Here is a 19,681-nt window from a genome sequence, read left to right on the forward strand (position 1 = left end):
ACGTCAGCCTCAGATCAGGGACCCTATTGTCATGAACGATACACTTACCACCCACACCGGATTTCGCTTCGAAGTGCGTCGCGCCCGCCCTGAGGACGAGCCGACGCTGGCCGAGTTCTTCACGCATGTCACCCCGGAAGACCTGCGCTTCCGCTTTCTCGGCGCCGTGAAGGAAGTTTCGCATGAACGGCTGGCGGCGATGACGCGTTCAGACGATGCCCACATCCATAATTTCGTGGCGTTCTCGACCGACGGGATGTTGATCGCCGTTGCTACATTGGCAAGCGATCGCGCCGACCGAACCGGCGAGGTCGCGATCTGCATTCGCGCGGATCGCAAGCATCTGGGCGTTGGCTGGAACCTGCTCGCCCATATCTCGAAATATGCCGAAAAACTTGGCCTCGAAGCGATCGAGTCGATCGAGAGCCGTGAAAACCGTGCCGCGATAGAGGTCGAGCGCGACATGGGTTTCACGGTCACGACTGACCCCGACGATGCGACGCTCGTCCTGGTTCGGCGGGAACTAGGGGCGCGCGCAGCCGGTTAGAGGCCTGGTCCATCCTGATTCCACAGAGATCGCAAGATCGACATCTCCGCCGCGACAGCACGTTCCTCATCCGCTGGAATGACCAGGACATCGACGCTGGAATTGGGATTGCTGACAACTTCCTCGCCTCTTCGATTTCGCTCCTCGTCGAGGCCGACTCCAAGCCAGGGCGCGGCGGCGCCGATCCTTTACCGGACCAACGGCGCGTTTTCGCCAATGCCGGCCGTGAACACCAGCGTGTCCAGCGGGCGAAGGCCATCGGCGACGGTGGTCCATGCGCTGTATTCCAGGGCGAAACGAGGTCATGCATGCGGTCGCATCCTCCAGGCTGTAGATGGTTCAACGGGCGGCCGGCCCGGCAGGGCGCAAGGGACCTCTCGCTTACTGTCGAGAAGCCGGGCTTCTTGTCGCTGGCCGCACTTCCGCAGGCATCTGCCCTCGGCATATCCTTGTCCGGCCCAGACCAGCATCTGTGGTGGCCGCAGGTCTCAGAGCTACGTTGCAATCAGGTTCCAGAGACGGTCATCCTGCAATCGGCGCCGGCAGAGCGTCACAACCTGCAAAGTGTCTCGCGGACATAGGCTTCGGCGTCAGCGCACTCGCAACCCTCAATCAAATCCCTAGAATGCTTGAGCGCGGCAGGACAGTCGGCACCGCCTTCAGCCCGGGTTTCCCGCTCGTCCGCCCGCAGCTTGTGTGCCAGCCTGCGCTGAGGATGCGTAGGCCGGGTAATACCCGTCGAGCCGCAAAGCCATCGACGGGGTTTCCAGACGATTTGTGGGCATCCAAACGGGCCATGAACTCCAGCAGTTAGCGGCGTAACTTCGATGCGCAGTGTCTCCGAGGCAGGAAAAACAGCAACCGACCAAATTCGCCCAGCTGGCGCGTCGATTCGATCTTGTAGCCAACGTAACTCAGCTTGTGTGGTCAACGATTGGGTCGTGGAGTGCAGCGAGCCAATGGGCCATCGCACCAAGATCTCCATCGACCCGGATCCGGCCCTGGCGTATAGCCCGGTCGCGAAAAGCTTGATACGCCGGATCGGCGGCGTAAAGCAGGTTCAGCTCGCGGGCCGTAGCGGAGCATACCTCGATCGTCACGTCGCCCCGCTCGTCCTTGTCAACGCCTATTCGGAACGCTGGCACCCCGTTCACAATGTCAAAACGAATGCCTTGAATACGCCCGTCCGGCAGTGTCGCGCCGTCGACATAGCGCTCCACGAGCGACCAATTCAGGTCGGGCGCGAGGTCTGCTCGAGCTGTGGCGGCGCACATCAATGTGCCGACCATTTCGAACCATGCCATGGTGCCGTGAGAGAATTTCGGCGAGGCGCTCACGCCAGTTGACCGCGTGCCACCGTCAGGACGATCTTGCCGCGAATATGACCGGCAGCAGCGCGCTCGTGGGCCTTGCGGGCCTCGGCCAGGGTGAAGATGCTGTCGACTCCAACGCGGATCAGGCCGCTGTCCAGAAGCGGCACAATCTCTGCAAGCTGCGCGCCGTTAGAACGGACCTGAGTCGTCGAGACGGTGACGCCTCGCCGCTTGGCTTCGTCGCTGCCGTCGAAGCCAAGCGGGAAGATGGGGTAAAGAGCGCCGCCCCGTTTCAGCGTTGGCAGGAAGCGGGCCGTCGCTGGGCCGCCGACCGCATCGACGACGAGGTCCACGTCGCCCACCACTTCCTCGGGCTTGACCTTCCCATAGTCGATGAAATCATCGGCGCCGAGGTCGCGGAGGAACGTCTCGTGGATCCCCGACGCCACAGCAATCACTCGCGCTTCGCGCCATTTCGCTAGCTGTACCACAAGATGGCCGACTCCCCCTGCCGCGCCGTTGACCAGCACCGTCTTTCCCGCGAGCGGCACCGGCTCGTGCTGGTGCGGCTGGAGGGGATTGGGCTCGTTGTGCCCGAGGTCGATCAGAAACTGCCATGCGGTGAGCACCGACATCGGCGCGCCCGCCGCGTGAACATGGTCGATGCCGGAGGGCTTCAGAGCAAGTTCCGTCGCCGGCACTGCGACGTATTCCGCATAGGCGCTGCTCTTACCAGCCAGCCCGGCGGGGAAGCGCACCATCGCATAGACTTCGTCGCCGGCCGCGAAGCCCTGCACATCGTCGGCGACCGCGTCGACGACACCTGAGACATCGGTGCCGGGCACGATCGGGAACGAAACTTTGGGCTGCCATTCAGCCGGGAGCATCTTATAGCCCTCGCGCAGGTACCAGTCGGGCGGGTTGAGGCCGACGGCATGAACGCGGACGAGCACCTCTCCGGATTTGAGCGCCGGTTTTGGAGCATCCTCGTAGATCAGTTGTTCAGGGCCACCGAACGCGTGCAGGCGAACCGCTTTCATTATTTTGGTCATGGGAACTCTCCACCGAGTGCATTCACAGGACGTGGACATAGAGGCTCGACTCCAAGTTGATAATTGCCGCCCGATTTGATTTAATTGTTCCATGAAGGAACAAGTCGCACTGGATCGGCTGACGGGTTTGATTGCTTTCGCCCGGGCCGGATCGTTAGGGAGCTTCACGGCGGCTGCCCGCTCGCTTGGAATTTCCCCGTCCGCTGTCAGCAAGAGTGTCCAGCGCCTCGAACAGCAACTGGGCGTTTCCTTGTTTACCCGGACTACCCGGTCCCTCACGCTGACGCCCGAGGGCCGGGAGCTGCATGAGCGGGCTGTAAGGCTGTTGCGTGACGCGGAGGAGATCGAACAGGTCGCCAAAGCCGTTCGCGCTGAGCCGACCGGCACCTTGCGGATTGCAGTGTCGCTGCCGATCGGGCTCCATCTGGTCGCGCCCGCCTTGCCCGCCTTCCGCAAGCTTCACCCCAAGGTGAGCATCGACCTTCGAATTGACGACCGGCTGGTCGACATTGTCGAACAGGGCATTGATATCGCGGTTCGCATCGGAGAACTCGCGGACTCTCGTTTGTTATCGCGCCGGCTTTCCCCGTTGCGGCTTTGCGCGTACGCCGCGCCTGCCTATCTGGCGGCGCGGGGCACGCCTACGCATCCGGACGAATTGGCAGCACACGACACGGTCAATCTGAGGTATCAGAGCAGCGGCCAAGCCTTCCGCTGGCCCTTTCGGATTGGCGAGCGCGAAATTGAGATTGTGCCAACGTCAAGCATCATCGTCGACGCCAGCGAAGCGGTGATGGCAACCCTGGTCGCCGGCGGCGGTATCGGCATCAGCGCAACTTTCGTCGCCGCCCCTTACGTCGCGCGGGGTGAACTGGCCTTAGTACTCGGCGACTTTGCCGTTGAGCGCGACAACATCACCGCGCTGTGGCCGTCGAGCAGGCGAACCAACCCGGCCGTGCGGGCCTTCCTCGAGCATCTGCGCGAGACTGCAGGGGTCAGTCTTGCGGTGTAGCCGGCAATCACGCCATGGTGGGCGAGCTCATCCAAATCGCTGAGACGATCCCAGATCCTGCGATGGAAATCCAGGTCCATGCCGATTTGGGATGAGGAACTGTTTTGCAGCGGAAGTGACGGGCTTCGGCCCGGCCAACAACCTGCCCGCAAGGCCACAAGAGCGCCGAGGATCTCGGCAAAAATGAAGCCTCGGAGGTCGATCATTTCACCCAAAAGGCAGAGATTTACGCGACCACGCTCTATTAAAGATCGAAGAATTAAGCTTAAGCCACTGATTTGTAATAAGTTGGCAGGCCCGGAGGGTCGTCGCTTTCTACCGGAAATCAATACGTTAGCGGGTGGTTCGCCAGCCCATTTCCTTCGTATTCTCTCCGAACGGTGACAGGTCTTATGGCGGCGGGAGGGCTGTCCGTTTCAAGAAGCGGCCGACCCTCGATAGACGCAGGAGCGCCAGAGTGCCCAGACGTATCTGCGCATGTTGTCGAGATGCCATGATCGCTGCGCGATGGGCTTCTTGTTGTTCCAGGTAGCATGCCAGTGCAAGGTCATAACGGGATAACCGAATGTCGCCGGGGGGCTGTTCTACCGTTGACGATCTCCTGGATCGAATGGGCCAATCGGAAAGGCTGGGGCCAAGCATAGCGTTTCCCTTGCGAAGTGTTGATTTGAGAGCCTCTCCTATGGCCGTGAGGGATGCGTACGAAAAACTGTGATTGGTTCGTGAAAAGCGTCTGTCCAGCCAGATTGCAGTTGAAGTCGAACCAGGTCCGGGGAACAATCGAGTGTCCAACATGGCTTGCGAACGGTGGCGCAAACACAACTTCTGTTATTCGGCGGCTTCACTCTTGCTGGAGGCGAGCTTGCCAATGCAGCGCTGAGCCGCAAAGCGCGTGGTTTGGTGACTTATCTCGCACTCAATCCTGGACAGTCCCATGCGCGCGAGAAACTCGCCGCGCTTCTATGGGGCGATACTGGGGAGCCGCAGGCGCGAATGAACCTTAGACAGGCTCTGTCGGCGATCAGGAAGGCGTTGCCATCGGTCGACGGCCGACGCCTTTTGGCACACGGCGACAATGTCACCCTCAAGCTCGACGATCTTGAGATCGATGTGGCACGGTTCGAGCGCCTAGCGTCAGGTATAGCCCTCGAGCAGCTTGAGCAAGCCGTCGTTGTCTATCGCGGTGACTTGCTCGATGGCTTCGCCCTGAAGGAAGAACCGTTCAACGACTGGCTCAGGGTGGAACGTGAGAGATTGAGGACGATTTGGATCGGCGTTCTGGAAAAACTTCTCCATCACTATTCGGTCGAGAACAATCTGGCCGCATATGTCCAGGCAGCGAGGCGCTTGATCGGGTCTGATCCTCTTAGGGAAGACATCCACCGAGGCCTCATGCAAATCTACGCCCGCCAAGGCCGACTGAACATGGCACTGAGGCAGTATGCCCAATGCCGCGAGGTCCTTCGCAAGCACCTCCAGGTGGAACCGGAGAAGGAGACGCGTGAGCTGAACGACAGGCTCCGTGCTAGCCGTTTCGTACCGTCCAAACCGAGCCTAACACCGTGCTTAAGTTATGAGGGAAATCCAGTCGATAACCCGGTGCCAGCCTCGCTGCGCCCAGAAACACACTATGTAAAGTCGGGCGGGGTCAGCGTTGCCTATCAGGTAACCGGCGGGGGGCCGTTCGACCTCGTCTACGTACAGGGCTGGGTTTCCAACCTCGACTATGCCTGGGAATCTCCTCGGCTTACGCATGTGCTGCGGCGGCTTGGGTCATTTTGCCGGCTGGTCCGCATCGACAAGCGAGGCACTGGGCTTTCCGATCGCAACGTGGGCTTTCCAACGATGCAGGAGCGGGCGGACGATTTGCGGGCGGTACTCGATGCAATTGGATCGCGACGGACAGTCTTATTCGGCAGTTCCGAAGGGGGCGTCCTATGCATGCTTTTTGCGGCGACCTATCCCGAACGAACCGAGGCACTCATTCTTCACGGTGCTTATGCTCAAGGACTTTGGTCACCGGACTATCCTTGGGCAAAGACTAGAGAGGACATGGAAGAAGAACTGGCCGAAATCGAACGCAAGTGGGGAGAGCCTTGGGATTTGGGAAGAGGGGCGCCGAGCTTGGCGAACGATGCGCACGAGCAACAATGGTTTGCAGCCTATCTGAGGAATTCGGCGTCTCCTTCCGACGCGATCGCACTATGGCGCTGGGGCGCCGAAGTCGATGTCCGTAGTATCCTCCACGCGATTCATGTGCCCACTCTCATACTCCACAGGAAAGGCGATCGATGGGTCAAGGTCGAAGAAGCACTTTACCTGTCCGAGCGCATTGTTGGCGCCACGCTGATCGAGCTCCCGGGCGATGACCACCTGATCTGGGGCGCCGATTCGGACCGCCTCGTCGACACAATCCAACACTACCTCACCCGTACGTTTCCTTCTAAGGCCGGATAGAGCCGAAGGCTGAACTGTATTCCACCCGCTCATTGACATGGATCATGACGATCAGTTTCGGGAGGATCATTGAAGACCAGCGAAGAACTATGCTGAGTGATGCGCGGCGGCGCGGTGGCCCTCATCGGAAGCACTCACATCCCGGCAGAAGAAAATGCAAACCCGGTTGCTGGCCACGTCACCATTTAGGCCCGTGGCGAAGCTAATCTCTACCCGCGTTCATGGGGCGCTTGGCTAACCGACGGCTGTCGGGCCACAAGCGAAATGTCAGTTCGCAATGTCAGATTGCCGCTAATCTCTCGGCGCTGACCCGGTGAAGTTTCCACCTTTGCCGGAAATGAACCCCGGCGGTCCTTGGTCCCTGGCGCCGCCAATCGGGACCGGTGATCCAAACGTCCCGCAGCAGCGTAGAATCAACAGATCTAGCCAGTTAGTGGAGATTGGGACGATGCAAGGGACAATCGCATTCCTTTGTGCCGTGTTTCTCGGGTCGGCGGCACAAGCCGACGCATTCTCGGACAGCCGCGGCATATGGATGCGAGACGACGGCAACGCCAAGGTCTCAATCGCGCCTTGTGGACAGCAATTGTGCGCGACCAATCTGTGGGTCGGCGACACCAGCAAGGGTGAACAGGCCGGCGACAAGCTGATCATGACGCTAAGACCGGCGTCACAAGGCACGCTGGCCGGAAAGGCTTACGACCCCAAGCGAAACCGTACCTATTCAATGACGTTGACGGTGAAGAAAGGGGGCCTCACCACGCGGGGCTGCATAGGCGCAGGCTTGATTTGCAAGAACGTGCGCTGGACCCCGGCAAAATGATCTGCGAGACGGAATGAGCCGACAAGCCCAAGCTCCCACCATTGTGTTGTTCCGGCGCGACCTGCGCATTGGTGACAACGCCGCGCTCGCGGCGGCAGCCGATCGCGGCGCTCCCGTCGTGGCGCTCTATATCCTGGACGAGACAACCAAAGGTCTAAGGGCCATGGGAGCGGCCAGCCGCTGGTGGCTCCATCACTCGCTCGCGGCCCTTGGCGATCTGCTTCGCAAGGCTGGAGCGAATCTATTTCTGGCACATGGACGCACCGAAGACGCCGTCGCCAAGGCGATCGACGCCAGCGGCGCGAATTGCGTGTTCTGGAACAGGCGTTACGACCCCTCGGAGGCGGGGGTCGATGCCAGGCTGAAAGCCGCCCTGCGCGAAAAGGGGCTCACGGCACTCAGCTTCGATGGCGCGCTCCTGCATGAACCTTCGCTCCTCAAGACTGGCTCCGGCGGCTTCTACAAAGTCTATACGCCATTTTGGAAGGCGATGGCGTACAAGGTCGATGTTCGCGATCCGATCGATACCCCGGGACAGATTGATGGTTGGAGGGGTGAGCTTGGCGGCTTGCGCCTGGACGAGCTTGACTTGCTGCCTAGCAAACCCGACTGGGCGTATGGCTTGCGCGAGACTTGGACACCAGGCGAAAAAGGCGCTCAGGCCAGGCTTGGTCAATTCATTGAGCACGACCTGGCCAATTATGAACGCCAACGTGACTATCCTGGCCAGCCGTCAACATCGCGACTTTCCCCGCATCTGACCTTCGGCGAGATCACGCCATTCCAGATATTCGCCGCGTTGCGCAGATCGAAAAGCTCGGGAACTTCGAAGTTTCGTGCGGAGATCGGCTGGCGGGAATTTTCATATCATCTGCTGTTTCATAATCCCGATCTTTCAGGGCGCAACTTCCGGCCGGAGTTTGACGCAATGTCGTGGCGGGACGACATGCGGGCGCTTCGGACATGGCAGCGCGGCCTGACAGGGTATCCAATCGTGGATGCCGGGATGCGCGAATTGTGGCGAACGGGCTGGATGCACAACCGCGTGCGCATGATCGTGGCGTCCTTCCTCATCAAGGACCTCATGATCGACTGGCGCCACGGCGAAAAGTGGTTTTGGGACACTCTGGTCGACGCGGACGCCGCAAACAATCCGGCCAGCTGGCAGTGGGTGGCCGGATCCGGAGCTGATGCGGCGCCCTATTTTCGCATCTTCAACCCGGTGCTGCAGGGCGAAAAGTTCGACCCTCACGGCGACTACGTTCGTCAGCACGTCCCGGAAATCTCTGCATTGCCCGACCGCTATATTCATCGGCCATGGGAGGCTCCCGCTGCCGTGCTGAAGGACAAAGGCATCGTGCTCGGCAAGACCTACCCCAATCCGATCGTAGACCACGGTGCGGCACGAGAAAGGGCATTGATCGTCTATCAGTCCTTAAAGGATTGAGCCAGTGGATCAAACAACAACGGGAAGGTTTTCATGATGCGGTATGCCGTCGCCTACACAACCACTCTGATCGCTTTCCTGGCCATTGACGCGGTATGGCTCTCGACGATGTCGCAGCGCCTTTACCGCCGCTATGTCGGGGACATACTGGTTGACGTATTCAACCCTGTTCCTGCTGCGGCATTCTACCTGATCTATGTCGTGGGTCTCATAATCTTCGCAACGTCGCCGGCTTTTTCGAGCGGCAAATGGACAACGGCCGCGCTGAATGGCGCGCTCTATGGTTTCTTCACCTACGCGACCTACGATCTGACCAACCAGGCCACGATCCGCGGCTGGCCGACGATCATCACTGTGGCGGATATCTGCTGGGGTTCGCTGCTCAGCGCGGTTGCGGCCACTGTGGGCTTCCTGGTGACCCGCTACTATCTGCGCGGCGCCTGATCGCCAGGCTGTTGCGGGGCCGGCACAGCACCCGACAACAGCCAGCCGATGAAGACGATCAACGTCGCGGCGCTCAAGGCATTCAAGCCGGCCATGGCGCTGTTATCGGCGGCCGTGTAACCGGCCAGCGGCTCGCCGAAAAAGCGATGCGGGATGAAATAGGCCATCGCACTAAGCCCCACCACAAAGAGCCCGATCGCCCGCTCCGACGGCCTGAACAGCGCGGCGCCGATCAGTGCGCAGGGAACCAGGAAAATCTCCACGCCCGATCCAACGCCGAACGCCTTGGTGCTCACGATCTCGTTGGCGATGCCAGTCAGCGGCAGCAGGGCGCGGGCGGCCAGCGCATGCCGTTTGGCAACAGCCGGAACAGCCAGAAAGATCGGCGTTGACATGAACGTGAGAAACGAAGGAGCTATCTTGTCGGCGCCGACCGCCGCCCAAAGGTACAGCGGGTAGAACGGCTGGTTCCAGGCAACGACCAGTGCAATCCAGTTGGCCGCGCTGGTCAAGGGGTCGGGATGCGCCGCGTAACCGGCGACCCGGCGCCATAGCCGTGCAAGTCCTTCCATGTTACCAGGCCGGCCGCAGCAGATAGTGGCTGACGCCCCATTCCCTGCCCTGATCGTGACCGAACAGACCTTCGGTGGCCATATAGAACAGCCGCCAGCGCCGGCGCCAAAGCGCCGCATCCCGCCCGTAGACATCGGCAAGGATCTCGCCGATGCGCTTGTAATTGTCATCGAAGCGCGAAAGCCATTGCTGCGCGGTGCGCGCATAGTGCATGCCGTTCCAACGCCAGTCGCGTTCGATGGCGAAACAGTCCGCAAAGTGACCGATCAGCCCGTGACTCGGCATGATGCCGCCGGTGAAGAAATGCCGTGCGATCCAGTCGGCGTCGTCGCGATGATCGAAGCGGTAGGGACTGTGGCGGTGGCTGAAGACATGGACGAATAGCCTGCCTTCGGGCTCCAGCCAGCTTCGGATACGGGCAAGCAGGTCGCGCCAGTTGGACATATGCTCGAACATCTCGACCGACACGATGCGGTCGAAGCGCTCTCGCGGCTCGAAGCCGTTCATGTCGGCGGTGATGACCTCGACATTGCGCAGCCCGCGCGCCGCCGCTTCCGCTTCGATATGCATGCGCTGCGGCGTCGAATTCGACATCGCCACGATGCGGGCGGCCGGAAAACGCTTAGCCATGTACAGCGTCAGCGAACCCCAGCCGCAGCCAAGTTCGAGAATGGATTGGCCATCGCGAAGGCCGGCATGTTCGACAGTCTGCTCCAGCGCCGCGATCTCGGCCTCGGCCAAGGTCTCGTCCCCATTCGGATAGAGGCAGCAGGAGTATTTCCGATTGGGACCGAGCGTCAGCGCGAAGAATTCGGGCGGAAGTTCGTAGTGCTGCTCGTTTGCGGCTTGCGCGTGCTCGGCGATGGAATAGTCCGCCATGGCACAAGCAAACCGCTTCGCGTCGACCGACCCCGCCTTGGCAAGCCGCCGGCGCGTTTTTCCTACCAGGACGCCGATACCAAAGCGTGTGGCGGTATCGGGAATCGGCGTGCTCTCGACGGCACGGATTGCGGATGAGATCAGGCTCACTGTCATGTCCCTTCCCGGGTTGTTGCCGCCATCGGCACGCCCGGCCAGAACGCGTTTACGCGCTCCTGATAACGGCGGAACTGTACCCCACGCGAGCGCAGCATGTGTGCCTCCAATGGCGGGATGCCGGAGACATGGACCAGCAGCCAGTACATCAATATGGGGCCTGCAAGTGCGGCGAAGCCCCATGGATAGGCCGAGGGGGAGCCTATCGCGAAGGCCATGTATGCCAGCCAGCCCAGCCATTCGAAGAAGTAATTGGGATGCCTGGATAGGCGCCACAGGCCGACATCGCAGACCTTGCCCTTGTTGCGAGGATCGCCTCGAAAAGCATTCAGTTGCCTGTCCGCCAGCGCCTCGCCACCAATCGCCACCACCCAGATCGCAACTCCGATCCAGTCGCCGGGCCCCAGCCCCGGAGCCGGCTTGTGGGCGGCAGCCATGATCGACATTGCAAGCAGGAAAGCCGCGGCCGCCTGGACCTGAAGGAACCAGAACAGCCGGCTTGAGGAACTGGCGCCCCATTGCTGCTTGAGCTGGCGATAGCGCGGATCGTCGCGGCTGTCGCCCATCGTCCTGCCAGCGATGTGAACGCCGAGCCGCAGCGACCAGACCAGCGCCAAAAGCGCGACCAGCCATCGCCTATGATCGTTGTCGCCTTCAACAAATGGGACGAGCGCCAGGAAGGCACCGATGATGCCGACGGCGAAAGACCAGATCGCATCGACCCAGCCGGAGCTGCCAGTCCGTATCGCGACCAGCCAAGCCACCGCCATGGTGGCACAAAGAGCGACCGCCGCTAGAACGATAGCCGAGACGACGCTCATTGCCGGACCTCAGCCGCCGAACAGAGGCTGGATCAGCCTGCCGAAGAAGCCGCTCAGTTTCATCTGCCCTTCGAGCGCGGCAATGCAGATACATTCGCCGTCCTTGTCGACGATCGGCTGATGTTGAACGTCGTCATCGGCCTCGTCGAGATCCCCCGGGCCATAGCGGCCGCGCGCGTCCGAGAAGGCCCCTTTCAGTATGTGGGTGTATTCATAGCCCGCATGCGTGTGCTCCGGCAGCTTGCGGCCGGCCACGACCTTCAGCAGCATGACGTTGGCGCTGTCGTCATCAGGCAGCGTCACGCGGCTCCAGCGCACGCCCGGCCCGATCCAGCGCCATGGCCCGATGCCACAGTCGTCAAGCACCTCAGGCAAGCGGATGCCCACATCGGCGCGCGGAAGCCTCTGAGCCGGCGCGGCCTTGCCGCGACCGGCCTCACCGGTGTCGATCATCGCCATCACATGATCGAGGGCCCCAGCTTCCATGTCCTCCGGCTCGATATCGTGCAGAAGGGAGCCCCCAAGCGCTTCGAATCCGGCAATGCGCTCGGCGCAAGCCGTGCAGGCACCGACATGGACGGCCACGACGATGCGCGGCCCGGATTCGAGCGAGCCGTTGGCATAACGGAAGAGCGTCTCATCACTCGGATGATGCTTGATCATTTGAGATCGTCCAGGATTTGGCGCAGCCGGCCAAGGGCCAGCCGCACGCGTGATTTGACGGTGCCGAGGGGGATGCCGATCGCGTCGGCGATCTCGGATTGCGTTACCTCGCCAAAGAATGACATTTTCAGGATATCGGCCTGTTCCCGCGGCAGAAGATCGAGCGCCTCCCGCACCCGGTCCTCGCGCTCCACCGCGATGATCGCCTGCTCGCCCGAAACCGGCGCATCAGGCTGATCGGACGGATCAAAGGCTTCGGCAATGACCGCCGGCCGGCTTTCGCGGCGCAGCCGGTCGATGCGCGCGTTGCGGGCGATGGTGAAGATCCAGGTCGACACCCCGGCACGCGCGGGATCGAAATACGATGCCTTTTTCCAGACAAGCAGCATGGTTTCTTGCACGACGTCCTCCGCGGCGGACGGCGTCATCCCCGAACGCTTCAGGAAAGCCTTCAGCCGCGGCGCGTAGAAGCCGAACAGTGCCGCGAATGCCACTCGATCGCGGTTCGCCGCGACTGCCGCCATCAAACGGGTCGCTTCCGGCGCCGACAGGCTCCCCTCGTCGCGTATGGTCACCGCCAATCCGCTCTCCGCGAGATCGAAAGCAAGAAGCGCTTTGTCGGCAATGAAATGATGTCCTGCATTCATAAGCCCTGTTACGCGCGGCAATCCCTTTCGGATCACTGGCCGCGCAACGATTGCTGCACACGGTGATCCACAGCCCGCACCGCTGCGTAGAAATTAAACCTAGGGGAGGACGTCAGTCCCTTCCATAGCAAATCGGAGGGCACGAATGACGATCGGCGGCTATTTCGAAGCGGACAAGCCGATGGACATCGCCATCGTCGGCAGCGGCATCTCCGGCCTGTCCGCAGCATGGCTGCTTTCAACGCGCCACAAGGTTTCGCTATTCGAGGCGGACCGGCGGCTCGGCGGCCACAGCAATACCGTCGATGTCGGCGGCACACAGGTCGACACCGGTTTCATCGTCTATAACGAAGTAACCTATCCCAACCTGACGGCGCTGTTTTCGCATCTCGGCGTGCGCACTAAGGCGTCGGACATGTCGTTTGCCGTCTCGCTCGACGGCGGACGATTTGAGTATTCGGGAACCGGATTGGGCGGGCTGCTCGCACAGCCGTCCAATGTCGGTAGGCTGCGTTTTTGGCAAATGCTGAAGGAATTGCTGCGCTTCTATCGAGAGGCCCCCCACGACATCGCGCGTATCGGCGAGATCAGCTTGGCCGAATATCTCGATGCCAGGGGCTACAGTGCCGCATTCCGCGAGGATCATCTCTATCCTATGGCGGCAGCCATATGGTCGACTCCGGCGCTTGATGTCGGCAACTATCCAGCGACCGCCTTCATCCGGTTCTGCCAGAACCATGGCCTGCTGAAGCTGGCAGGCCGGCCAACCTGGCGCACAGTCGATGGCGGCAGCCGCAAATATGTCGAGCAACTGGCGAGGAGCGTCGCCGGCCGTTCATATGCCGGGCGCGGCGTGCGCTTGATTTCCAGGCGCGGGGGCGCGGCTTGGCTTACCGACTGCGAAGGCGTCGAGCACCGCTTCGACCACGTCGTTATCGCCACCCATGCCGACCAGGCGCTGCGCATTCTTGACGATCCGAGCCACGACGAGACGCGGCTGCTCGGCAGTTTTGGCTACAGCCGCAACGAGGCGGTGCTGCATGCAGATGCGCGCCTGATGCCGCGGCGTAAGCGCGCCTGGTCGAGTTGGAACTATTTGACACAGGGCCAGGGTGAAACCCGAAAACTGTCTGTTTCGTACTGGATGAACAGGCTTCAATCGTTGCCCGATGACCAGCAGCTCTTCGTCACCCTCAATCCTGTCGTGGAACCGGCGGCCAATACCGTTCTGCATCGCGAGACCTATGAACATCCGGCTTTCGACGCCGCAGCGATGCGCGCGCAGCAAAGGCTGTGGTCGCTGCAGGGCAGTCGAAGAACCTGGTTCTGCGGCTCCTATTTCGGCGCCGGCTTCCACGAGGACGGCCTGCAGGCCGGGCTTGCGGTGGCTGAGGCGCTTGGCGGTGTACGCCGGCCCTGGAGCGTCGCGAATGAGTCAGCGCGCATTCACATCATCGACGCCGTGGCGCGGCGCAACCTCGAGGCGGCGTGATGCCGGAGCTGAAATCGGCCCTCTACGCTGGCAAAGTAATGCACCAGCGGCTGAAGCCGCGGCGGCACCGCCTTTCCTACCGCATTTTCTTCCTTCTGCTCGACCTCGACGAGATCGATGCGATGAGCAAGCGGCTTCGCCTGTTGTCACACAACCGGTTTAATCTGTTTGGCTTCGCTGACGCGGATCACGGCGATGGCTCGGGCGGATCGCTGAAAGCCTATGTCGAAGATATGCTTGAGACGGCAGGGATCGAGACGGATGCGGGGCCAATCCGACTGCTCTCGATGCCGCGCACGCTCGGCTACGCTTTCAATCCGATCAGCATCTATTTCTGCCATAACCGGCAGGGCGACCTCGTCGCGATCCTCTACGAAGTCAACAACACCTTTGGGCAGCGCCACAGCTACCTGATCCCTGTCGGCGAGCGGCACGACGAGACTGTCAGGCAACATTGCGACAAGCGCTTCTACGTTTCGCCTTTCATGGCCATGGGATTGAACTATCGCTTCCGCATCGGCCTCCCCGGCGAAAACGTCGCGATACACATCACTGCCAGCGACGACCAAGGGCCGCTGATGGTGGCAAGCTTCGCCGGCAAGCGGCGGGCGCTGAGCGATGCCAGTCTGCTGCGCGCATTCATCTCGTATCCTCTGCTGACACTCAAGGTGACCGCCGGCATCCATTGGGAGGCGCTGCGGCTCTGGGCAAAGGGCATTCGGCTTCAGGAGCGCCCTGCCCCGCCCGACAACTCCATCACCCGCGTCGCCATGCATGGACGTTTACAGAGAAAGGCCGAGCCTGATGTCATTTGACACTGAGGCAAGGGCAAAGGTCGATCTGGTGCGGCATTTTCCTCGCTGCCAGGGAACGGACTGTAGAACAAAACAAGACCGGGCTGCCGTCGGAATGAAGGGTAGGACATTGAGTGGCGTTGTTGCCGGATCCGCGGAGGCCAAGGGCCTTCCCACAACACACAATCCACGACCGGTTGGAGTCAGGCCTCATGACCGCATCGAAGCGCCTCTATGACGACGACACCGAAATGTACCGGCTGTTCGAGAACGAACTCTTCGTCAGCGTAGTTGGTGACGTCATGGATACGATCGGGCTGCGGCATCAGTTCCTTCCGCCCGTGTTCAAGCCGGTGGACGAGAAGACGCGGCTTTTGCGGCCGGTACCGCCGATCTGCTCAATCGTCAGGTCCTCGGCGGTCAAATTGCCAATCTGATCGTCATCGCTGCCCCACGCACGCTTGGTGAACTTCGCAAGCATTACCACCAGAAACGTTCGGCCGTGCTGGTAGGCGAGATCCCAAAGGATCTTACGAGGCGTTCAGCACAAGAGATAGAAAATGTAGTGCCGCCACCTAGTTAGCCGCGGCCTGCAGCCGGAGCCACGATATTGACGTCAGGTCCAAGCATGACAGTCGCATGGACGAGCAAGTCGCCATGAAGAGAGCCGCCATCGAAATCGCCTTGCACGGTCGGCGTCTATTTGGGCCGCCCAAGCCACTCAAACCGCAGCATAGAACATCGTCAGCTCGTCGCTGCCGATCGCTTGAAAACGATGGTGACCCTGGTCCCTTCAGTGGCGCTGGATTTGACTTCGAATTGCGCTTTGGCGTTCTCGGTCAAGGAGCGCGCGATGAGAGCACCGAGCTTGCCGGGCTTCGGCCATGTCTCGCCCTCCGGCAAACCAACCCCGTCATCGGCGATGGTGATGCGGCATCCGTCGCCATCGACCACGCTGTGAAGCGTTATCGTGCCGCCTTCTCGTCCCTTGAAGCCGTGTTTGAGCGCATTGGTCAGCAATTCGTTCACAACCAGCCCCGTGGGCATCGCAACGTTAATCGACACGGGATAGGTATCCACCTTCATGTCCAGGCGTATGCCTTCCACCGCATGCGAAGCCATTACCGCGGATGCTATCTGGCTGAGATAGATACCAAGATCGACCTCATCCTTCTGCTCGTCGTTCGACAGCGCCTGGTAGAGTATCGCAAGAGCGTCGACGCGGCCGGCCAACCTCTCGAACCGTTTCTGGTCGGGCTCCGCCGCATTGCGGGTCTCCAGCCGGATGAGTGCGGTAATCATCTGGAGATTGTTTTTTACCCTGTGCTGCAGTTCCCGCAGCAATGTATCCTTTTCCCGGACACGCTCCTCTACCGAGGGCGCCTCCTCGCCGTGAGAGGATACGTCCACCAAGGCGACCAGCCGGAAACAAGTCTTGCCATCATCGTCCACAATCAAATTTGAGTAGGCGTCAACGACTGCCGGTCCCCCGACGCCGCGCTCCAGCCGGAAAGTGCCGACGAAATCCGTTTCATTGATAACGCTCTCGGCCAGCGCCCTGTCCTTCTGCTCACGGATCCCAGTCCCGGACAGCGCTGCCCAGTTTTTTCGCGCCAGGCTGGCGGCCTTCAGGCCGGAGAGTTTTTCGAATTCCGGATTGGCATAAACGACGCGCTCCGTTTCGATCAGGTCCGAAACGGCGATCGCAATAGGCACCTGATCGAGAAATTTCTTGAACTGTTCGCTCTCCAGCGCGGTCGCGAGTTCGGGCGTATCGAGCAGTTGCTCGACCGCCTCGGGCTTCCCTGTATCCGATATCATTTTACGCCTACGCTGTAAGGAAAGGTCATCAGTATCAGCGATGGAGCATATAGGCCACCACCGAAGCGGAGCGCCACCTTGCTGAGGTCAGTAGGCGGGGACAAGCCTCGTGTCGCGTAGCGTCAAGGCCATTGCGAACCGCAGACCGTCAGGATGATAGTTCAACTCAACCTTGGCTTGGCACTGCACGGCGACGACTTTCTCCAGCAACGTCGTACCGAAGCCGCGCCGTCTTGGTTGCTCGACCTTCGGCCCGCCCTTTTCAAGCCAATCCAGATTGAGCATTCGCTCGCCTTCCGAATTGCTCACCGACCACCGGACTTCGAGACGCCCTGTGGGGCGGGACAACGCGCCATATTTCGATGAGTTGGACGCGAGTTCATGAAACGCCATCCCGATCGGGATCGCGATATCGGCGACCAGCGCGACGTTCGGCCCTTCGAGCACTACGCGCGACTTGTCGGTCGTATCGTAGTGGCGCAGTTCCGACTCCAGCAACTTGTGCAAGGAAGCCATCTGCCAATAGTCATCGGTGAGCATCGAATGCGTGTCGGCGAGCGAGACGATCCTGGCAGAGAAATCGCGCACGAAATCATCCACGCTACCACTCGATTTGGCGGTTGCCCCCATCATCGCCCGGACATTTGCGAGCGTGTTTTTGACGCGGTGATGGAGTTCCCTGATCAGCAGCTTTTGACGGTCGGCGACCTCTTGCTTCTGTTCGATATATGACTTGACCTCGAGTTGACGGGCGCGGGCTCGCAAAGCCGAGCGCACCGAATTTGCAAGACTCGACGCCAGGAAAGGCCTCTCGAGAACGATCAGATAGCGATCCAGAAAGGCGAGTCGCTTGTCGATCTCCGTTCCTCGCATCGTCAGTAACACGATCGGAAAATCCGACCACGTCGGTTGATGATTGAGCCACGATGCAAACTGATTTCGATTGGAACTGATCAAGGCTTCTTCTGTAACCAAAAGGCAGTGAGCTTGGTCCAACAGCGGAACTGCTTCGTCGAGCGTGGCGCAGATGTGGGACTTGATGTCGTTCTCCGTGAGGATTGCAGACGCGACCTTCGCGTCGCGCCCGACCGGCGCCAGCACGAGCACACTGCGGTCTGAAGGCATCACGATGACTTGTCTTGCAGCAGGTTGCCTTGCTTACCCTCGTAGGTGGGCACGCCAGTCAGTATCCCTCGGAACTCCTCTAGTGGTTCGCCGACGGCCAGGCCGGTCGCGCTTATCTTGAATTCGCGAATGGTGTCCTCATGCGGCCCGACGCGTTTTTTGACCACGGAAATAGCTCGTCTCAGACGGCCGCCGCTTTCGAAGAAACGCAGCAGCATTACGGAATCGCAGAGATAGGTCATGTCGACGGGGGCTGACATCTGACCGATCAGCCCATGATTGGCCAACAGCAGGATCGTCACAACGCCCTTTTGATTAAGGTATGTCAGGATCTCGTGCATCTGCAGCACAAGATGCTGCTCCTCCGACATGGCATTGAGATACCCGGTCAGGCTGTCGATGACGACGATCCTTGCACTTGAGCGCTCCACAGCCGACTGGATGCGCGACGACAATTCACCAGGCGACAATTCTGCCGGATCCACCTGTTCCAGCAGCAAACTTCCATTGACGGCGAATGGCCCCAGATCCATGCCGAGGCCAGACGCGCGCGCCAGGAAAATCCGCTTGGTTTCATCGAACAGAAGCACCAGCACATGTTCGCCGCGCTTGAGAGCAGCATGGCAATAGCTGCACGCGATGGTCGACTTGCCGACACCAGAAGGTCCCATCAGGAGAGTGCTGGTGCCGCGGTCCAGCCCGCCACCCACGAGTGTGTCGACAGATCCATTACCGGTTGCCGGCGTTCCATGCTCGGCCATCTGATGTTCGGAGGCAACCAAGCGCGGAAACACCATCACGCCGCCCGGTCTAATGACGAAGTCGTGGAAGCCGCCGCGAATTTGAACGCCGCGCATCTTGATGATGCGCAGCCGCCGCCGCTCTCCGCCATAGATCGGTGAAAGCTGTTCCATCCGGATGACGCCATGACTGATCGAATGCAGGTTTAGATCGTCATGTTCAGCGGTGAGATCGTCGAGCAGAAGCACCGTTGCATTGTTGAGCAGGAAAAAGCTTTTCAAAGCCAGGACCTGCCGCCGATAGCGTAACGAGCCCTGCGACAAGAGGCGAATTTCCGACAGGGAATCGAACACCACGCGATCCGGCTTCATGCGCTCGATCTCGGCGAGCGCGGACTGCACGGTCTCACCGAGTTCAAGATCGGACGAATGAACCAGAGTCTGTAACTGCGATGGGTCGAGGCTCAACTCCGGTGGCACCAGCTCGAGGATTTCGATGCCGTCAAGAGAAAATCCATGCCGTTCCGCGACTGAGTGCAGTTCACGCTTGCTCTCGGACAGCGTTATATAGAGGCATTTCTCGCCATCCGACGCGCCTTTGATCAGAAACTGCAGACCAAGTGTGGTCTTACCTGAACCAGGCCTGCCCTCTACAAGATGTGAACGGAATTTTGCGTATCCGCCTCGCAGGACATAGTCGAGGCCTTCCACGCCAGATGATATTGGTGAAGCGTCGTCTTGATCCACGTTGCCCCGCTTGCTTTTCGTGAACACCTCAACGGATAGAATTTTCAATGGTTCCCTCTTGAAGTGAGGCTCTCACGGCCATTCCAACGACGTCGTGTCGGGGCTGTCGCGAAGCGCCGCCGCAGATT

Annotated in this window: 21 protein-coding genes; 10 read left to right on the plus strand and 11 right to left on the minus strand. The window is 60.4% G+C overall.

Features of this window, described 5'->3' with window-relative positions; translation table 11 throughout:
• Window positions 1-31 precede the first annotated feature (31 nt).
• Complete coding sequence (locus AB4Z43_RS04825; RefSeq protein ID WP_019859892.1) at window positions 32-547, plus strand: GNAT family N-acetyltransferase; 516 nt, start codon at window positions 32-34, stop codon at window positions 545-547.
• Here AB4Z43_RS04825 and AB4Z43_RS04830 read toward each other — a convergent pair.
• The 3 genes from AB4Z43_RS04830 to AB4Z43_RS04840 all read right to left on the minus strand — a co-directional run bounded on the left by AB4Z43_RS04830 (window position 544) and on the right by AB4Z43_RS04840 (window position 2,912).
• The gene (locus AB4Z43_RS04830; RefSeq protein ID WP_441937055.1) at window positions 544-732 is read right to left on the minus strand and encodes a hypothetical protein; all 189 of its coding nucleotides are present in this window, start codon (window positions 730-732) and stop codon (window positions 544-546) included. The two genes, AB4Z43_RS04825 and AB4Z43_RS04830, sit on opposite strands and share 4 nt — an antisense overlap.
• A gap of 729 nt (window positions 733-1,461) precedes the next feature.
• Window positions 1,462-1,884, minus strand: a complete 423-nt coding sequence (locus AB4Z43_RS04835; RefSeq protein WP_441936203.1) for a hypothetical protein — start codon at window positions 1,882-1,884, stop codon at window positions 1,462-1,464.
• The gene (locus AB4Z43_RS04840; protein WP_441936205.1) at window positions 1,881-2,912 is read right to left on the minus strand and encodes an NADP-dependent oxidoreductase; all 1,032 of its coding nucleotides are present in this window, start codon (window positions 2,910-2,912) and stop codon (window positions 1,881-1,883) included. Before AB4Z43_RS04840 ends, AB4Z43_RS04835 begins: the two co-directional genes overlap by 4 nt.
• A 91-nt stretch (window positions 2,913-3,003) precedes the next feature.
• Here AB4Z43_RS04840 and AB4Z43_RS04845 point away from each other — a divergent pair, with 91 nt between their 5' ends.
• The 5 genes from AB4Z43_RS04845 (at window position 3,004) to AB4Z43_RS04865 (ending at window position 9,095) form a co-directional block, all read left to right on the plus strand.
• Window positions 3,004-3,924, plus strand: coding sequence for a LysR substrate-binding domain-containing protein (locus AB4Z43_RS04845; RefSeq protein ID WP_441936207.1), 921 nt, complete (start codon window positions 3,004-3,006; stop codon window positions 3,922-3,924).
• A gap of 807 nt (window positions 3,925-4,731) precedes the next feature.
• A complete protein-coding gene (locus AB4Z43_RS04850) occupies window positions 4,732-6,381 on the plus strand; it encodes an alpha/beta fold hydrolase (protein ID WP_441936209.1) in 1,650 nt (549 codons plus the stop codon).
• 448 nt (window positions 6,382-6,829) lie between these two features.
• The gene (locus tag AB4Z43_RS04855; protein WP_064982223.1) at window positions 6,830-7,204 is read left to right on the plus strand and encodes a DUF2147 domain-containing protein; all 375 of its coding nucleotides are present in this window, start codon (window positions 6,830-6,832) and stop codon (window positions 7,202-7,204) included.
• Between the two features lie 13 nt (window positions 7,205-7,217).
• The gene (locus AB4Z43_RS04860) at window positions 7,218-8,651 is read left to right on the plus strand and encodes a cryptochrome/photolyase family protein (protein ID WP_441936211.1); all 1,434 of its coding nucleotides are present in this window, start codon (window positions 7,218-7,220) and stop codon (window positions 8,649-8,651) included.
• 33 nt (window positions 8,652-8,684) lie between these two features.
• Window positions 8,685-9,095, plus strand: coding sequence for a DUF2177 family protein (locus AB4Z43_RS04865; RefSeq protein ID WP_441936213.1), 411 nt, complete (start codon window positions 8,685-8,687; stop codon window positions 9,093-9,095).
• Here the strand turns inward: AB4Z43_RS04865 and AB4Z43_RS04870 are convergent.
• The 5 genes from AB4Z43_RS04870 to AB4Z43_RS04890 all read right to left on the minus strand — a co-directional run bounded on the left by AB4Z43_RS04870 (window position 9,077) and on the right by AB4Z43_RS04890 (window position 12,834).
• Entirely contained in the window at window positions 9,077-9,607 is a 531-nt protein-coding gene (locus AB4Z43_RS04870) for a hypothetical protein (RefSeq protein WP_441936215.1), read from the minus strand. The two genes, AB4Z43_RS04865 and AB4Z43_RS04870, sit on opposite strands and share 19 nt — an antisense overlap.
• A 61-nt stretch (window positions 9,608-9,668) precedes the next feature.
• Window positions 9,669-10,697: an SAM-dependent methyltransferase gene (locus tag AB4Z43_RS04875; protein ID WP_069093496.1), complete on the minus strand. Its 1,029-nt coding sequence runs from the start codon at window positions 10,695-10,697 to the stop codon at window positions 9,669-9,671.
• A 2-nt stretch (window positions 10,698-10,699) separates the two neighbouring features.
• Window positions 10,700-11,524, minus strand: coding sequence for a DUF1295 domain-containing protein (locus AB4Z43_RS04880; RefSeq protein WP_038648736.1), 825 nt, complete (start codon window positions 11,522-11,524; stop codon window positions 10,700-10,702).
• 9 nt (window positions 11,525-11,533) lie between these two features.
• The gene (locus AB4Z43_RS04885) at window positions 11,534-12,187 is read right to left on the minus strand and encodes a ChrR family anti-sigma-E factor (RefSeq protein WP_038648739.1); all 654 of its coding nucleotides are present in this window, start codon (window positions 12,185-12,187) and stop codon (window positions 11,534-11,536) included.
• Window positions 12,184-12,834 carry a sigma-70 family RNA polymerase sigma factor gene (locus AB4Z43_RS04890; protein ID WP_120145501.1) on the minus strand — a complete coding sequence of 217 codons (651 nt, stop codon included), beginning with the start codon at window positions 12,832-12,834 and terminating at the stop codon, window positions 12,184-12,186. Before AB4Z43_RS04890 ends, AB4Z43_RS04885 begins: the two co-directional genes overlap by 4 nt.
• 145 nt (window positions 12,835-12,979) lie before the next feature.
• On the opposite strand from AB4Z43_RS04890, the gene AB4Z43_RS04895 reads away from it, so the two are divergent.
• The 4 genes from AB4Z43_RS04895 (at window position 12,980) to AB4Z43_RS04910 (ending at window position 15,703) form a co-directional block, all read left to right on the plus strand.
• Window positions 12,980-14,326, plus strand: a complete 1,347-nt coding sequence (locus AB4Z43_RS04895; protein WP_441936218.1) for an NAD(P)/FAD-dependent oxidoreductase — start codon at window positions 12,980-12,982, stop codon at window positions 14,324-14,326.
• The gene (locus AB4Z43_RS04900; RefSeq protein WP_083246848.1) at window positions 14,323-15,141 is read left to right on the plus strand and encodes a DUF1365 domain-containing protein; all 819 of its coding nucleotides are present in this window, start codon (window positions 14,323-14,325) and stop codon (window positions 15,139-15,141) included. The genes AB4Z43_RS04895 and AB4Z43_RS04900 overlap by 4 nt, the downstream gene beginning before the upstream one ends.
• Window positions 15,142-15,332: 191 nt before the next feature.
• A complete protein-coding gene (locus AB4Z43_RS04905; RefSeq protein ID WP_441936220.1) occupies window positions 15,333-15,557 on the plus strand; it encodes a hypothetical protein in 225 nt (74 codons plus the stop codon).
• Window positions 15,515-15,703 (plus strand): baeRF12 domain-containing protein, encoded by a 189-nt coding sequence (locus AB4Z43_RS04910; RefSeq protein WP_080643791.1) that lies wholly within the window; start codon window positions 15,515-15,517, stop codon window positions 15,701-15,703. The genes AB4Z43_RS04905 and AB4Z43_RS04910 overlap by 43 nt, the downstream gene beginning before the upstream one ends.
• A 161-nt stretch (window positions 15,704-15,864) precedes the next feature.
• Here AB4Z43_RS04910 and AB4Z43_RS04915 read toward each other — a convergent pair whose 3' ends face one another.
• The 3 genes from AB4Z43_RS04915 to AB4Z43_RS04925 all read right to left on the minus strand — a co-directional run bounded on the left by AB4Z43_RS04915 (window position 15,865) and on the right by AB4Z43_RS04925 (window position 19,553).
• Window positions 15,865-16,941, minus strand: a complete 1,077-nt coding sequence (locus tag AB4Z43_RS04915) for a histidine kinase dimerization/phosphoacceptor domain -containing protein (protein WP_064982178.1) — start codon at window positions 16,939-16,941, stop codon at window positions 15,865-15,867.
• 87 nt (window positions 16,942-17,028) lie between these two features.
• Window positions 17,029-18,069 carry a sensor histidine kinase gene (locus AB4Z43_RS04920; protein WP_441936223.1) on the minus strand — a complete coding sequence of 347 codons (1,041 nt, stop codon included), beginning with the start codon at window positions 18,067-18,069 and terminating at the stop codon, window positions 17,029-17,031.
• Window positions 18,066-19,553 carry an ATPase domain-containing protein gene (locus AB4Z43_RS04925; protein WP_441937056.1) on the minus strand — a complete coding sequence of 496 codons (1,488 nt, stop codon included), beginning with the start codon at window positions 19,551-19,553 and terminating at the stop codon, window positions 18,066-18,068. Before AB4Z43_RS04925 ends, AB4Z43_RS04920 begins: the two co-directional genes overlap by 4 nt.
• Window positions 19,554-19,681: the final 128 nt, after the last annotated feature.

This window comes from Mesorhizobium sp. 2RAF45 (assembly GCF_052115225.1).
Taxonomy (GTDB): domain Bacteria; phylum Pseudomonadota; class Alphaproteobacteria; order Rhizobiales; family Rhizobiaceae; genus Mesorhizobium; species Mesorhizobium jarvisii.

Excerpts from the sequence above, each read along its gene's own strand:
- AB4Z43_RS04825 (WP_019859892.1), top strand. The coding sequence starts at position 32 with ATGAACGATACACTTACCACCCACACCGGATTTCGCTTCGAAGTGCGT.
- AB4Z43_RS04840 (WP_441936205.1), bottom strand. The coding sequence starts at position 2,912 with ATGACCAAAATAATGAAAGCGGTTCGCCTGCACGCGTTCGGTGGCCCT.
- AB4Z43_RS04845 (WP_441936207.1), top strand. The coding sequence starts at position 3,004 with ATGAAGGAACAAGTCGCACTGGATCGGCTGACGGGTTTGATTGCTTTC.
- AB4Z43_RS04855 (WP_064982223.1), top strand. The coding sequence starts at position 6,830 with ATGCAAGGGACAATCGCATTCCTTTGTGCCGTGTTTCTCGGGTCGGCG.
- AB4Z43_RS04860 (WP_441936211.1), top strand. The coding sequence starts at position 7,218 with ATGAGCCGACAAGCCCAAGCTCCCACCATTGTGTTGTTCCGGCGCGAC.
- AB4Z43_RS04865 (WP_441936213.1), top strand. The coding sequence starts at position 8,685 with ATGATGCGGTATGCCGTCGCCTACACAACCACTCTGATCGCTTTCCTG.
- AB4Z43_RS04880 (WP_038648736.1), bottom strand. The coding sequence starts at position 11,524 with ATGAGCGTCGTCTCGGCTATCGTTCTAGCGGCGGTCGCTCTTTGTGCC.
- AB4Z43_RS04885 (WP_038648739.1), bottom strand. The coding sequence starts at position 12,187 with ATGATCAAGCATCATCCGAGTGATGAGACGCTCTTCCGTTATGCCAAC.
- AB4Z43_RS04890 (WP_120145501.1), bottom strand. The coding sequence starts at position 12,834 with ATGAATGCAGGACATCATTTCATTGCCGACAAAGCGCTTCTTGCTTTC.
- AB4Z43_RS04895 (WP_441936218.1), top strand. The coding sequence starts at position 12,980 with ATGACGATCGGCGGCTATTTCGAAGCGGACAAGCCGATGGACATCGCC.
- AB4Z43_RS04905 (WP_441936220.1), top strand. The coding sequence starts at position 15,333 with ATGACCGCATCGAAGCGCCTCTATGACGACGACACCGAAATGTACCGG.
- AB4Z43_RS04915 (WP_064982178.1), bottom strand. The coding sequence starts at position 16,941 with ATGATATCGGATACAGGGAAGCCCGAGGCGGTCGAGCAACTGCTCGAT.